General features: G+C 70.5%; 1 protein-coding gene. It reads left to right on the plus strand.

From position 1 onward, the window contains the following. The coding region (locus RVY79_RS19730) for a hypothetical protein (RefSeq protein ID WP_317466265.1) at positions 1 to 271 on the plus strand (271 nt) is incomplete at both ends.

Below are 271 nucleotides of genomic sequence, written 5' to 3' on the forward strand. Positions count from 1 at the left end.
CGACGAAATCGGCGACTTCGACAGCGAGCTTCGAATCGGCGAGGACTACGACCTGTGGCTGCGTGCCTCGCGGGTCACGCGCATCGAACGCGTCGCACAGCCGCTGGCGCTGTACCGCCAGCATCCGGCCAGCATCACGCGCAGCCCGCCACGCGACAACTACCGGGGCCGCGTTGTGCAACGTGCCATCGACACCTGGGGCCTGGCGGGCCCGGATGGCCGCAAAGCCGACGCGACCGCCGTGCGCTCGGAGCTGGCCGCCAGCTGGAGT

The sequence above is a fragment of the Chromohalobacter sp. HP20-39 genome, assembly GCF_033052815.1.
Lineage (GTDB): Bacteria > Pseudomonadota > Gammaproteobacteria > Pseudomonadales > Halomonadaceae > Chromohalobacter.